14 protein-coding genes are annotated in these 12,937 nt (G+C 39.6%); 5 read left to right on the top strand and 9 right to left on the bottom strand.

The window, feature by feature from the left end:
* Positions 1 to 19: 19 nt before the first annotated feature.
* Positions 20 to 1,066: an ATP synthase beta subunit C-terminal domain-containing protein gene (locus DZB84_RS17495; protein ID WP_116353588.1), complete on the top strand. Its 1,047-nt coding sequence runs from the start codon at positions 20 to 22 to the stop codon at positions 1,064 to 1,066.
* An 18-nt stretch (positions 1,067 to 1,084) separates the two neighbouring features.
* On the opposite strand, the gene DZB84_RS17490 is transcribed toward DZB84_RS17495, so the two are convergent.
* The 3 genes from DZB84_RS17490 to DZB84_RS17480 all read right to left on the bottom strand — a co-directional run bounded on the left by DZB84_RS17490 (position 1,085) and on the right by DZB84_RS17480 (position 3,652).
* Positions 1,085 to 1,912 carry a cytochrome c oxidase assembly protein gene (locus DZB84_RS17490; RefSeq protein WP_116353586.1) on the bottom strand — a complete coding sequence of 276 codons (828 nt, stop codon included), beginning with the start codon at positions 1,910 to 1,912 and terminating at the stop codon, positions 1,085 to 1,087.
* Positions 1,913 to 2,102: 190 nt separating this feature from the next.
* Positions 2,103 to 2,774 carry a GNAT family N-acetyltransferase gene (locus DZB84_RS17485; protein WP_116353584.1) on the bottom strand — a complete coding sequence of 224 codons (672 nt, stop codon included), beginning with the start codon at positions 2,772 to 2,774 and terminating at the stop codon, positions 2,103 to 2,105.
* A 20-nt stretch (positions 2,775 to 2,794) separates the two neighbouring features.
* A complete protein-coding gene (locus tag DZB84_RS17480; RefSeq protein ID WP_116353583.1) occupies positions 2,795 to 3,652 on the bottom strand; it encodes a carbon-nitrogen hydrolase family protein in 858 nt (285 codons plus the stop codon).
* Between the two features lie 258 nt (positions 3,653 to 3,910).
* Between DZB84_RS17480 and DZB84_RS17475 the strand changes: the two genes are divergently transcribed.
* From DZB84_RS17475 to DZB84_RS17465, 3 genes are all read left to right on the top strand, one after another.
* Positions 3,911 to 4,894 (top strand): polysaccharide deacetylase family protein, encoded by a 984-nt coding sequence (locus tag DZB84_RS17475; protein WP_116353581.1) that lies wholly within the window; start codon positions 3,911 to 3,913, stop codon positions 4,892 to 4,894.
* 167 nt (positions 4,895 to 5,061) lie between these two features.
* The gene (locus DZB84_RS17470; protein ID WP_116353579.1) at positions 5,062 to 5,256 is read left to right on the top strand and encodes a YwbE family protein; all 195 of its coding nucleotides are present in this window, start codon (positions 5,062 to 5,064) and stop codon (positions 5,254 to 5,256) included.
* A gap of 16 nt (positions 5,257 to 5,272) precedes the next feature.
* Positions 5,273 to 5,749 carry a hypothetical protein gene (locus tag DZB84_RS17465; RefSeq protein ID WP_116353578.1) on the top strand — a complete coding sequence of 159 codons (477 nt, stop codon included), beginning with the start codon at positions 5,273 to 5,275 and terminating at the stop codon, positions 5,747 to 5,749.
* Between the two features lie 47 nt (positions 5,750 to 5,796).
* Here the strand turns inward: DZB84_RS17465 and DZB84_RS17460 are convergent, their stop codons facing one another.
* From DZB84_RS17460 to pflB, 4 genes are all read right to left on the bottom strand, one after another.
* Complete coding sequence (locus tag DZB84_RS17460; RefSeq protein ID WP_116353577.1) at positions 5,797 to 6,867, bottom strand: hypothetical protein; 1,071 nt, start codon at positions 6,865 to 6,867, stop codon at positions 5,797 to 5,799.
* Positions 6,851 to 7,375 (bottom strand): RNA polymerase sigma factor, encoded by a 525-nt coding sequence (locus tag DZB84_RS17455; protein ID WP_116353671.1) that lies wholly within the window; start codon positions 7,373 to 7,375, stop codon positions 6,851 to 6,853. The genes DZB84_RS17460 and DZB84_RS17455 overlap by 17 nt, the downstream gene beginning before the upstream one ends.
* A 182-nt stretch (positions 7,376 to 7,557) precedes the next feature.
* A complete protein-coding gene (gene pflA, locus DZB84_RS17450) occupies positions 7,558 to 8,283 on the bottom strand; it encodes a pyruvate formate-lyase-activating protein (RefSeq protein ID WP_116353575.1) in 726 nt (241 codons plus the stop codon).
* Between the two features lie 21 nt (positions 8,284 to 8,304).
* Positions 8,305 to 10,533 (bottom strand): formate C-acetyltransferase, encoded by a 2,229-nt coding sequence (gene pflB / locus DZB84_RS17445; protein WP_116353573.1) that lies wholly within the window; start codon positions 10,531 to 10,533, stop codon positions 8,305 to 8,307.
* Between the two features lie 507 nt (positions 10,534 to 11,040).
* Between pflB and DZB84_RS17440 the strand changes: the two genes are divergently transcribed.
* Positions 11,041 to 11,997 (top strand): D-2-hydroxyacid dehydrogenase, encoded by a 957-nt coding sequence (locus tag DZB84_RS17440; RefSeq protein ID WP_116353571.1) that lies wholly within the window; start codon positions 11,041 to 11,043, stop codon positions 11,995 to 11,997.
* Between the two features lie 56 nt (positions 11,998 to 12,053).
* Here DZB84_RS17440 and DZB84_RS17435 read toward each other — a convergent pair whose 3' ends face one another.
* Positions 12,054 to 12,284: an excisionase family DNA-binding protein gene (locus DZB84_RS17435; RefSeq protein WP_116353570.1), complete on the bottom strand. Its 231-nt coding sequence runs from the start codon at positions 12,282 to 12,284 to the stop codon at positions 12,054 to 12,056.
* A 273-nt stretch (positions 12,285 to 12,557) separates the two neighbouring features.
* A complete protein-coding gene (locus tag DZB84_RS17430) occupies positions 12,558 to 12,809 on the bottom strand; it encodes a hypothetical protein (RefSeq protein WP_116353569.1) in 252 nt (83 codons plus the stop codon).
* Positions 12,810 to 12,937: the final 128 nt, after the last annotated feature.

Below are 12,937 nucleotides of genomic sequence, written 5' to 3'. Positions count from 1 at the left end.
GTAACAGGAGGTGTAAAATTTGGAAGATATTCGACTTAATGTATCGTTGCTCCGCAGAAGAGTACCCAATTTAACAACTGCGGCACGCTCTGTGGGATTACGTCCGGCCACTGTCTCAAATCTGTGTACTGGAAAGATTCCCGTTGGTCGTGCAGAAGTGCGCACATTAGTGGCACTTGCTGATTTAGCTGAATGTAGTTTGGATGAATTATTAATTCGAGGGGAGAAAATTGAAATGATTGAAACTGGGATTAAAACGCTTGATGTCTTTGCTCCATTAGCAAAAGGTGGTACGGTCGGTCTTGTTGCACGTCCTGGAATGGGGCAGCTTGTAGTACTTGCAGAATTATTTCATCGTTTACACAACAATGATTTTGCAACCGTTTTACTTTTACCGGAAGGAGATCATCCAGAAGTAAATGATATTCTAGATGTAGTTCAAATCCAGGCTAGAACCATTAAAGAAGCGTATGAAGAAATTGCAAAGCTAGGGAAGACAAAAGAAGTTGCCTTTGCAGCAGATCGCTCTCATGTCATCACTGGAGAAATTCAAACCCTACAAGAAAAATTGCATTCAATCGGAGTTGATTCTGTCACGACCATCCTAGTTGATTTAAAAGGGGACGTTGTCGATGAAGACGTGCCATTTGGACCACTAGAAACATTATGGCAATTTGACGCTGACCTCACTGCTAGACATCAATTTCCTGCCGTTAACCCAGTATACTCTACCTCTTCCGTTCTTGAAGGGGCGCACCTAGACCAAACTCATTTCACGATCCAACAGCGTGCCAAAAAGCTACTTCGTAGATACCGAGAGCTTCGTTCACTTGTGACTGTGCACGGACTTGAGAAACTTCCGGAAACAGAGGTTCAAACTTACAAGCGCGGTGAGCGCCTTGAGGCGTATTTGACCCAGCCTTTTTATGTAGCCGAAGCTTTTACCGGTAAAAAAGGGGAAACAATTAGTTTGCAGGATGCCCTCCAGGACATTCGAAAAATCCTTGATGGCTCCACCGACTCAAACGAGGTTTCAGACTTAGCCTATATCGGGAAACTACACTAAATAGCTAAAGGCAGGAATTCACTTCCTGCCTTTTTTCATATACAACCATACTGTGCTTAAGCCAAAAATCAAGGCTTGTGAGATAAATAGAATAATCGCTCCGTTCTTTTGTTCACTTATCGGTGGATATGGGAGCAATGTTTCCAATAAATCTGGTGGAATCTCCTCACCGAAAGGCATACACAATGCTAACGCTGCAAGCATTTGACTTGTGTCGCTGTAGACTGAGTATAACTCGGTATTTGATAGCCATAAAAAGAGTGTCACTGGTACAAACAACACAATATTGACTACTATATATATAAGCTTTTGTTTGAAGGTTATCTTATCTTCTTCTTTAATTGGGCCGACGATTGGCCACCACAAGAGCGCCGCCGCCAAAATTAACCCCACCAAAAAGAAATAATTTGTAAAATACCCTGTTCGAATCCAGTCAAACACTACTGGAACATGGTATAAAATAAACAAACCATGAAATAAAATAATCACGAACACTGGATGAGTGAGAAAACGATATACTTTTTTCACACCATTATTTTTTTTTATTTCAAGTAGGTTTGTTTTTATTCCGATCACGAGTAACGGCGCTGCGATAAGAAGGACGACGACAATCTGGATAATGTGGGCACGAAACAACATGCGTCCCAATAGATTCAACGGACTCCCGACAGAAAAAAGAATCAATAACATACTTCCTGCAAACGCAATCGATTTATACTTTGGGTGATCCTTTGGAGTTGGTAATAGGAACATATATAAGACAATTAAAATCAGGGTAAAAAAGATGACTCCCCCGTTCCATTGGGAGTGAAAACTAAAACCATCTAAAATTTGACTAATCACCATATCACCAGCTTTTTGGATATTGGTTTGTTCAGAAAGTCACAATCGCTCTCCAAACAGACTCTTCTATGTTCATTGTATATCCCCACGTCTCCCATGGAATATGATTTATATCACATGTTGGTTTTCAGACAAATTTCAGACAAAAAAAGTCCATATTTAAACCGTGAAAGATTTAAATACGGACCTATTTTTATAATGGCAATAATGTAACAGATTCTTTTTCCTTTAATCCGTTCACCATTTCGAGCCATTCAGCAGGTTTGTTTGGAAGAACGGTATAATACGTTGTTAAGAAATCAACCACTAATTGGCTTGGAAGTTCATTGACGTCTTCATCGCTAGGCATAAAGCACAAATCAAGTCCCTTTACTGCCTCTCCATCATTGTTCCAAGATGGGTGAACATAATCAAGATTTATCCGCTTATAACCAAGGTGAGATAGAACCTCACGACGAACGAATGGGTCCATTGGCTTCACTGTTCCAAACTCATAATGAGCTACTTTGTATGGATCATAGATTTCAGCAAACATGCCGAAAAGTTTCTTTCCATTTGCCTTAGCTAGCTCCTGTAAATCCCTGCTGCGATTTTGCGCTAAGAAGCGACCAATGCTTAAACCCGGCTGGCCGATAATTGTAAAATCGGTCATGGCGATATTCCAATCTGGGTAATAACGGTATTCAGTCGCTCCAACAACCTCATTCTCATGCACCGCAACAAAGACGCGAATGCTTGGGTCTTCAAGAGGCTCTTTCCAAAGCTCAAAATCTAGCACTTCTTCTTTCGGAAACACATTCTTCATTAATTCATGCATTTTAAAAAATAACGGGTCATTAATGCTTGTTATTCGTTTATAGTCCATATCATTCACTCTCCTTCTTTTTATTTCCAATCAGTGTAAAGGTCCGTTCTTCGGTCGCGCCATGTTGTAACAGACCCTCGTTCACGCACTTCATAAAGAAGGTCTAAATCAAGATCTGCAGTCACGATCATGTCGTTATTCACTTCACCCTCGACTAAGATCCCTTTAGGTGGAAACGGGATATCATTCGGTGTGATTACCACCGCTTGCCCAAAGTTGGCACGCATAAAATCAACGGTTGGCAGAGATCCAACTGTACCTGTTCCAACAACATATACTTGGTTTTCAACTGCTCTAGCGTGACTTGTATAACGTACACGATGGAAGCCGTGACGGTCATCCGTACAAGACGGACAGAAGATGACATCAGCACCCTTTGCCTTTGCCATTCGAACAATTTCAGGGAACTCAATATCGTAGCAGGTAAGCATTGCAATGCGTCCCTTTTCCGTATCAAAAACTTGGAAATCCTCACCTGGTGACATATTCCACTCGTGGACTTCCGTAGGTGTTATATGCAACTTCGCCTGCTCCGCAACCCTGCCATCTGGATAAAATAAATGAGCCACATTATTGAGGTGATCGCCTTTGCGGATAACATGTGTTCCGCCAATGATGTGCACATTATATTGTTTGGCAAGCTGCGTAAAAAGAGCTCGATACTGGTCTGTAAAGTTTGGTAGGTCGTCAATTGTTAGGCTTGTTCCATCCTCCCTACCAATCGATAAAAGCTGTGTTGTAAAAAATTCAGGGAACAAAATAAATTCTGCATCAAACTCCATTGCTGTTTTTATATAATGCTCACATTGAGCAGCGAATTCGTCAAAGGAACGAATTGTGTGAAGATGATATTGCACGGCTGAAACTCTTACTTTCAAATCGAGATCCTCCTTCAAACTAAATATGCTTATAAGTGGATTATTAACTATTTTTCTGTTCAGAACAAGTTTTATATTAGCCTATGAGCTTTCAATTCTCAAAAACCTTTTTTTGCCAGGTTTTCTTCTTTCCTACAACCATTCCTTATGGTAAGATAGTCCTTGTTATTGTAAAAATGTTGTAATAATATTGAAACCTTTCTGCAACACAAGACGTCATATATAGTGAAGAATATCACAGCAAAGAAGGTATGCTTAATGGCGAGTACAAAGAAAACGGGGAAGGGCAGCATTGTTAAAATTATTGCATTGTTTGGCTTTATTGTGTTGTTACTCTTTTATTCTTTTTTTCTACTAAAATCAAAATTTTTACTGGAAGCAAATGCATCTGAACCGGCTATTGAGACAAAAGTACCTGTTGAAGCTCCAGAAAAAACTGAACCAATAGATGATGATTTAAAAGTAGATGACAAACCGAAAAGCAATAGTGATGAAGAAAAGCCCACTGAGGAAGAACCTGCACCTACAACTGAACCTACAGTCGAACCAGCTCCAGTTACAGTGAATCCAACAACTCCCGAAGTAGAAGATGAACAGGAAGTCGATGAAGAACAGGAATCACCAAAGGAAACACCAGCCCCACCATCTAGGGCGGTTTATCTTACATTTGACGATGGTCCTCATAAGGTTTCAAAGGATATCCTTGCTTTACTTGATCAATATGATGCGAAGGCTACTTTTTTTATGCTAGACAACAATATTAAACATTATCCGGAAGCTGTCAAAGAGATGGTTAATAAGGGCCACAGTGTTGGCCTCCATGGCGTAACCCATGATAAAAATAAATTCTATCAATCATCTAAATCTGTTGTAGGAGAAATGGACCAAACGCAACAGACGATTTTAGAACTCACTGGGATTGAAACTGATCTCATTCGGACTCCGTTTGGAAGTTCACCTTATATGACGGACGGTTATAAAGCTGCGGTCGAGACAGCAGGATATAAAATGTGGGATTGGAATATTGATAGCCGTGATTGGAAATTTCGAGATAGCCGGTATGTGGATAGCGTGATTGAACAGTTAAATAAACTAAATCGTGCAAATCAGCCAATCGTGATTTTACTGCACGAACGACCCGAAACACTTGCGCATTTACCAAAACTACTAGACTATCTAAAAGCCCAAGGCTACGAGTTTAAAGCACTAGACTCCTCCATGCACCCCATTCAATTGTTTTGAGTGGGCAGAGGGACAGGTACACTGTCCCAGGAAAAATATGGTGGGACGATGTACCTGTCCCCTTGTCCCAAAAAGATGACTCTTGAGGTCATCTCTTTTTTTTGAAGATAAATTCTGGAATCTAAGGTAAACTAAATGAACAAATAATAAATGGAAGGATTTTAGGAATGAATGGGCAAAATCGTGCAGATATAACACCAGGAATTCAGGTGCAAATCGTGCTAAAGAAAGACCAACGAACAGGTATACTGACAAAAGGTACTGTCAAAGATATTTTAACAAAGTCTAGCTTTCATCCTCATGGGATAAAAGTCCGACTAGAAGATGGTCAGGTTGGGCGCGTAAAAGAAATATTACAATAGAAATGAGGACATACATATGTTATCGTTCGAGGAAAAACTTAAAATCATTGAATCATTCCCAGAGTTGGAACGTAAAAATGTATCATTAGGAAGAGTAAATTTTCATTATAACGACAGTGTCTTTGAGAAAAAGATTGTCGTTCAGCATCTTCATCCAAATGGCAATGGGTTTGTATATGCCGGAAACCTTCAAAACTATGATGTAGATGAAAAGGGATTTATTAATATACGGGATTTCTCTGAAGCTGAGTTACAAAAAATTGTGAAGGAATCCATTCAATCCCTCTCAGCCAATTCCCCTCTAGCAAGGGAAAATGCCATCATCGGCGAAGGGCAAGAGGAACGCTGGGTGAATGATGAGGGACAAACACTACTACTCGTATTTGAGGACGAATGGTGGAATGTGTACTCAGGCCTAAACCTAGAAGCTGCATTCGGTTCCTATGATGAAGCTGAGGATTATCTTTTTGAAGAAGGCTTTAGCCTTCAATAAACAAAATCCAACCTCCTGTTAAATTGAGGTTGGATTTTTTCAGTTCATTATTGGATCGGCATAAAAGCTACCTTCCAAACGCCGTTTTCGTCTTTTACCATTTGGAAGCCCATATCTCCATTTTTAGTACGGAATGAAATGTAGCCTTCATTTTCATTCATTTGCTGAAATGTACCTGACCCTAATCCGTAATATGATTTCTTATAATTTTCAGGGTCTCTCGTTTCTCGATTTTCCTGTTCCCAATACTCCTTATCCTTTTCCTTTGACCACATCACTCGGTCCTCTCTTGTTGTATACAGAGCATAGGATGTTTCTTGATCACTGTCTGCATTAGCTTGGATAAATATTTTTGCGACACTGATTGGTCCAAGATTTCTTAATGCCTCAGGATTATGGTCAACTTTGAATGCATCGTATGCCGCCCTCTCCTGCTCATTTAATTCAAGGTCATTTTCAGTTTCTGGTACATAGTCATCAAGGGGGGAATAAATTTCTACATTACCTTCTTCCCAGTAGTTGACATAGATGTGATGAAGTTTATCCTCATTATTTTGTTTATACGAAAATATAATTTCTACATTAGGTTCAGCCTGACTCTCCTTAAACGAGTGAACTGCTAAAGATCTCACATCCATCCCCTTGTAAAAATCGAGTAGGACCTCTACTTCCTTTTCTGGATTCGCCACAAAAAACACATGTTCCTTAAGGAATTCCTTATCTTCCACATGCAATGCTTCGAAAAAATTGATAACTAGTTTACTCGCTTCTTCTATCCCGGTTGCCTTCAGCACGGAGTTATAAAATGATTGATACGCAGGATTGTTAACTAACAACATATCAAAATCTGGGTTAACTACATTTGAAGTTTCCTCTATTTCGACCGGTTTCTGCCCTTGGTCAGGATTACTCGTCACATAGGACACCGTAATGATGGAGAACAACATGACGGCCATTGCTAGTGGAAGCCACATTTTTAACGCTGAAAAATTTCTTCTTTTTATGGTTTTGTTTTCTTTTAGGCTTTCTTTCAGTTGTTTCGCAAAAACTGGATTTGGTTCAAGGTCAGGACGGTTTTTTAACGGTTGTAACCATTTTTCATCATTTCGATTGTTCATTCAGTCCCCACCCTTCCTCATGTACTTGAACATGCTTTTTCATTTGTTGAATCGCTCTGTGATAGTCAACGCGTACTTTTCTTTCACTACATCCCATGATTTCGGCCGTCTCTTTGATAGTCAATTCCTTTAATCCTCGTAAAATGATCATAGACCGATAGGTAGGCTTTAATTGTATGAGTGCTTCTTGTAGTTCTTCCCAATCATTCTTCTGGATGGCTTTCTTTTCAGGTGTTGCTTCCCCTGATTCCTTTTCATAAATCCAGTCCGGTAAGAATTGAATAAACTTTTGTTTTCGCTTTAGGTCAATTGCCGTGTGCTTTGCAATCGAAAAAATCCATGTTTTCATTCGTTCTTGATTTTGTAGGCTACCTATGTTTTTCATGACCTTAATAAAGGTTTCCTGTGTGATGTCTTCCGCTTCCTGACGGTTGTTTGTATAAAACAACGCAAAATGATAAACATCCCGGTAATACATGTCGTAGATTTTTTCTATATCAAATGACATTTTTTCCAATGCCTCGCCCCCAATCAAGAATAAGTCGTATCAATGGCTATTTTGTTTCAACTTTTTTTAAAAAAACTTCATCTTTTACATTTCTCAACATCTTTTCTTTTTCCTGCAAAAAAAAAAGAGTATGAAAATGATATTCATACTCTCACGAGAGGGAAGGACAGGTTAACCTGTCCCTATGACCCTAAAATTCTTTCTGCGTTTTTGACGCGTTCTTCGGTTGGGGGATCGACATCCTTAAGTTTGTATTCAAGACCAAGGCTTTCCCATTTGTATATTCCGAGCTTGTGATACGGAAGAACCTCAATTTTTTCCACGTTTTTTAAAGTTTTTATAAATGCTGATAGGTTCGTAAGGTCCTCGTCATTATCACTTATTGTTGGAACTAATACATGGCGAATCCAAACGGGGACATTATTGTCTGATAAATACTGAGCAAAATCAAGGATATGCTCATTGCTCAGACCTGTTAATTCCTTATGCTTCACCGGGTCAATTTCCTTAATATCTAGTAAAATCAAATCGGTTAGTGAGAGCAACTTCTCTAATCGCTCCATGAATTGTGGAGAACGAGTAAAGCATCCACCAGAGCTATCGATTGTGGTGTGTATCCCAAGCTTCTTGCATTCTGTAAAAAGTTCAATTAAAAAATCGAGTTGAAGCAAGGGCTCACCACCACTTACGGTCACACCGCCACCTGACGCCTGAAAAAAAGGAAGATAGGTTTTGATATCATGGATAATCTCTGAAACACTCATTTCCTTTCCCCTATTTAATTTCCAGGTATCAGGGTTATGACAGAACTGGCAACGGAGCAAACACCCCTGAGTGAAAATGACATAACGTAGTCCTGGTCCATCTACAGTCCCACAGGTTTCTATGGAATGAATGCGTCCGTTCATGCTTCTCGTCCTCCTTGTTTCTTACATGCTTTCGTGGAATGTCCGATTTATCACATCAATTTGTTGTTCTCTTGTTAGTTTGATAAAGTTCACGGCATAGCCTGATACACGTATGGTTAATTGTGGGTAAAGCTCAGGATGTTCCATTGCGTCTAATAATGTTTCCCGATCAAAGACGTTCACATTTAAGTGGTGTCCTTTTTTCATGGCATATCCATCAAGTAAGCCAGCTAGATTGCTGATCCTCGCTTCTTCCTCTCTTCCTAGTGCTTTTGGAACGATAGAGAAAGTATTAGAGATGCCGTCTAAGGCGTACTCATAAGGTAGCTTTGCAACAGAGCTTAAGGATGCAAGTGTACCCTTTGTGTCGCGGCCATGAAGTGGGTTTGCACCTGGTGCAAATGGTTCCCCTGCTTTACGACCATCTGGTGTGTTTCCTGTCTTTTTCCCATACACGACGTTAGATGTGATTGTTAAAATGGATTGAGTGTGAACAGAGTTGCGATATGTTTTATGCTTTTTAATCTTCGTCATAAAACGTTTAACGAGCTCAACCGCGATGTCATCGACACGGTCATCATTGTTGCCGTATTTCGGGAAGTCTCCTTCAATCTCGTAATCGACGACAATTCCATTTTCATCACGAATTGTTTTGACTTTTGCATGTTTGATCGCACTTAGTGAATCCGCAACGACGGATAGCCCTGCAATTCCACATGCCATGGTGCGTATAATTTCTTTGTCATGGAGTGCCATTTCCAAACGTTCGTAACTGTATTTATCATGCATGTAGTGAATGACATTTAATGTGTTAACATAAAGCCCTGCAAGCCATTCAAGCACGACATCATATTTTTGAAGAATTTCTTCATAGTTCAAATACTCAGAAGTAATCGGTGAGTAGCTTGGTCCGACTTGAATTTTTAGCTTTTCATCGACTCCACCATTGATTGCGTAAAGTAATGCTTTTGCGAGGTTCGCTCTTGCTCCGAAAAACTGCATTTGTTTTCCGATTGCCATCGCGGATACACAGCATGCAATCCCATAGTCATCACCATACGTTTCACGCATGATATCATCGTTCTCATATTGGATTGAACTTGTTTTAATAGACATTTTTGCACAATACTTTTTGTAGTTTTCAGGTAGGTTCACAGACCAAAGGACCGTTAAGTTTGGCTCTGGTGCTGGTCCGAGATTGTCTAATGTATGCAAGAATCGGAACGAGTTTTTCGTAACTAAAGGACGACCATCAAGCGCTACACCTGCTAGTGATTCTGTCACCCAGGTTGGATCACCACTAAATAATTCATTGTAATCCGGTGTTCTCGCAAACTTCACGAGTCGAAGTTTCATTACAAAATGGTCAACAATTTCCTGTGCTTCTAGCTCAGATAAAATGCCGTTTGCTAGATCTCTATCGATATAGATGTCTAGGAATGTAGACACACGCCCTAAACTCATCGCAGCTCCATTTTGTTCTTTTATAGCAGCTAAATAAGCAAAATATAGCCATTGAAAAGCTTCTTTCGCATTTGTAGCTGGTTCAGATATGTCATAGCCATAGGAAACCGCTAACTCCTTTAATTCTTGAAGGGCACGAATTTGCTCAGAGAGCTCTTCTCGGTCACGAATAATGTCATCAGTCATGGCTCCATTTCCGGTTTCAAGAAGGTCTTTCTTTTTATCTTCAATGAGTCGGTCTACACCATAAAGGGCCACTCTGCGGTAATCGCCTATGATTCTACCACGACCATATGCATCTGGAAGTCCAGTGATGATTCCCGCTTTTCTTGCAAGCCTCATTTCTGGTGTATATGCATCGAACACACCTTGGTTATGTGTTTTTCGATACTCAGTAAAGATTTTTACAATCTCCTCATCGATTTCAAATCCATAGGAATTTGCAGAATCGACTGCCATTCTAATTCCACCAAACGGTTGAAGAGAGCGTTTAAATGGTTTATCGGTTTGAACACCCACCACTTTTTCCTTTTCCTGATCAAGGTAACCAGGTCCATGTGAAGTAATCGTAGATACAATTTTGGTATCCATATCCAGTACTCCACCATTTTCGCGCTCCTGTTTTGTCAATTCCATGACCTGTTCCCAAAGAGCGTTTGTTGCTTCAGTTGGTCCCTCTAAAAATGCTTCATCCCCGCTATATGGTGTGAAATTCTCTAGAATGAAATCTCGTACATTAATTTCCTTTTGCCATTTTCCTTCTTTAAAACCAGCCCATGCTTTCATTATCAATGACCTCCATTACAAGGTTTTAAAATATGTGTTTGATTAAGATTTTGTTCGAGTTCGATTGCTCATTACTGAACAAACTTCCTTACACCTTCATCATACAATGGGTAGGGTTAGTTGTCATGTGAAATATTTCACAAATTAACGAAGTTACTATTTTAGCCACAATTTAAACAAAAGTTGGTCAAAATTAGGGGGATTTGGAAACTGATTCGCACCTATTTCAAGTATTGTGAAGATGGGAGTACACAAGAGCTCCAAGTAACTGGAAAGTGCTGTACTTTGTGAATTATGCTGGAGCATCATCATTTTCCTAATATCTTAAAATCGTTGCCCCTCTATTTTTCATGGAGTATCATCAGATTCCTAATTTCAGGAAACTTGCACCTTCCAAAGCATTTCCTCAGCCGAATAGTTCCGAACCATGTCCATATCCCATGCTGGTAAAGCACCCTGGTCTGTATTATTATAAAATTAAATCAATTCTGGGATTGGGGGAACACCATGTCAAAGTTAGTTATTACACAAAATATTGAGCAGTCTCATCTAGATCAAATCCAAGCAATCATTCCTAGCTGGGAGATTGTTGCTGGGCGTGATTCGTCTGTTTGGTTAGACCATTTAAAAGATGCCGAGGTAATTGTCGGCTGGAAAAAGGAGATTGCGGATCACTGCATTTTTTCCGACTCTAAGCTTCGTTGGCTACAAAGCTGGAGTGCGGGTGTTAACAGTATGCCTCTTGCAGAAATGGAGAAGAAACAAATGTTACTCACCAGCGCAAATGGGGTTCATGCTTATCCAATTTCGGAAACCATTTTTGCGTTAATGCTTGGATTGACGAGAAAAATTCATACATATGTGAAAAATCAGCAGGAGAAAAAATGGCACCATTCTGATATGAAGCTTGAGATTCATGAAAAAACAATTGGAATCATGGGTGTAGGGCACATCGGTAAAGAAACGGCCAAGATTGCAAAAGCATTTGGCATGACAGTTCTTGGTGTGCGCCATTCTGGCCGTGAAGAGGATTACGTCGATGAAATGTATACGACAGACCGGTTGTCAGAAGTTCTGCCAAAATGTGATTACGTTGTTGTGACTTTACCTTTGACGAATGAAACTCATCATTTATTTGGAGCAAATGAATTTAAGCAAATGAAGCCTTCTGCATTTTTCATTAATATTGGACGGGGCGAGATTGTCGTTGAGGATGAGTTGATTGAGGCACTTCGTTCTGATGAGATAGCTGGAGCTGGGCTGGATGTATTCACGAAAGAGCCGCTAGATGAGAACAGCCCACTATGGGATTTTGAAAATGTCATTGTGACACCACATACCTCTGGTTCAACTGAACATTATACAAAGCGTGTGATTGAAGATATCTTTATCCCCAATTTGAAGAGCTATGCCCAAGGTGGCGTACTTCCGAAGAATGTGGTGGATTATAAAAAAGGATATTAGGGACAGTGCTCTGCCCCTTGTAAAAATTGATTGGGACGCGGAATCTCGTGTCCCAATCAATCCTCGTCCTTCACATCGATGTCCTCTGGAATTGGTTCGTTGAGCCATTCTTCGTAAAGCTTTTTGTATTTTTCTAGCTGTTCCATCGTGGTATTGAATTGGTCTTTATTCAATAGGTACTGTTCGCCATCAAAAAGGGCGCGCACCTTTTTCTCTTGAATAAGTTTTTTCACTAATTCTTCTGGAATTGATAAATATTCTGCTGTTTCCTTTACTGTTAAGTACAACTTCCTTCATCCTTCTTTACCTTCGAATTTTGTATGCTCGCCGTTCTGCGTATTCTGAGCAGGGAATGCATACTTTTATTGTATTCCCTTTATCATCGACATACTTTCGCAAAGGTTTTACTTTTCTATTACAAATTACACATTTCGCACTAAAAAAAGAGAACATCTACAGCCTCCTGTTGATTGTAACATGGGAGAAAGACTTAGGGTTTTTTTAGAAAAAAATTGTTCATTTCTTGATCAAAAAAGCCTTAACTCAAGTCGAGGCTAAATTTAATTTTTGTTATTTTTACCAAGTTTCTCGTTTCCGCGTTTAAAGTTTCCTGTTATTTTAGCTAACAATAACTGTATTTTTATTTTGTCATCCTCAACTTCTTTTATCTTAGTTATAAGGCGTTCAGCGTCCCGCTCATTTACCATTTTAATTTGTTTTCCTTCAAAATAAATCATAACCATTCCTTTTTTCGTAATTTGATAAGTAAATGGTTCTTCAGTTAATCGGTTTCTTTTGTCTATTTCGCTCATTTTACGGTCTCCCTAACTATTTAAAGTAAACTGCTAGTAAAAAACCGATTCGTTTCATTAAAATGGCTGTTTTCGTTAACTTTGTTGTCTTTGGATAAGATTGTGCGAAGGAAAATAGTAATTATTGA

Source organism: Bacillus sp. HNG, from assembly GCF_003400205.1.
GTDB lineage: Bacteria > Bacillota > Bacilli > Bacillales > Bacillaceae_L > Ferdinandcohnia.
This window is presented reverse-complemented; position numbering and strand designations above follow the sequence as displayed.

Bases quoted from the DNA above. Each gene is read 5' to 3' on its own strand.
- pflB (WP_116353573.1), bottom strand. From the start codon at position 10,533: ATGAAAGCATGGGCTGGTTTTAAAGAAGGAAAATGGCAAAAGGAAATT.
- DZB84_RS17460 (WP_116353577.1), bottom strand. From the start codon at position 6,867: ATGAACAATCGAAATGATGAAAAATGGTTACAACCGTTAAAAAACCGT.
- DZB84_RS17485 (WP_116353584.1), bottom strand. From the start codon at position 2,774: ATGGACTATAAACGAATAACAAGCATTAATGACCCGTTATTTTTTAAA.
- DZB84_RS17475 (WP_116353581.1), top strand. From the start codon at position 3,911: ATGGCGAGTACAAAGAAAACGGGGAAGGGCAGCATTGTTAAAATTATT.
- DZB84_RS17465 (WP_116353578.1), top strand. From the start codon at position 5,273: ATGTTATCGTTCGAGGAAAAACTTAAAATCATTGAATCATTCCCAGAG.
- DZB84_RS17430 (WP_116353569.1), bottom strand. From the start codon at position 12,809: ATGAGCGAAATAGACAAAAGAAACCGATTAACTGAAGAACCATTTACT.
- DZB84_RS17440 (WP_116353571.1), top strand. From the start codon at position 11,041: ATGTCAAAGTTAGTTATTACACAAAATATTGAGCAGTCTCATCTAGAT.
- DZB84_RS17470 (WP_116353579.1), top strand. From the start codon at position 5,062: ATGAATGGGCAAAATCGTGCAGATATAACACCAGGAATTCAGGTGCAA.
- DZB84_RS17455 (WP_116353671.1), bottom strand. From the start codon at position 7,375: ATGTCATTTGATATAGAAAAAATCTACGACATGTATTACCGGGATGTT.
- DZB84_RS17490 (WP_116353586.1), bottom strand. From the start codon at position 1,912: ATGGTGATTAGTCAAATTTTAGATGGTTTTAGTTTTCACTCCCAATGG.
- pflA (WP_116353575.1), bottom strand. From the start codon at position 8,283: ATGAACGGACGCATTCATTCCATAGAAACCTGTGGGACTGTAGATGGA.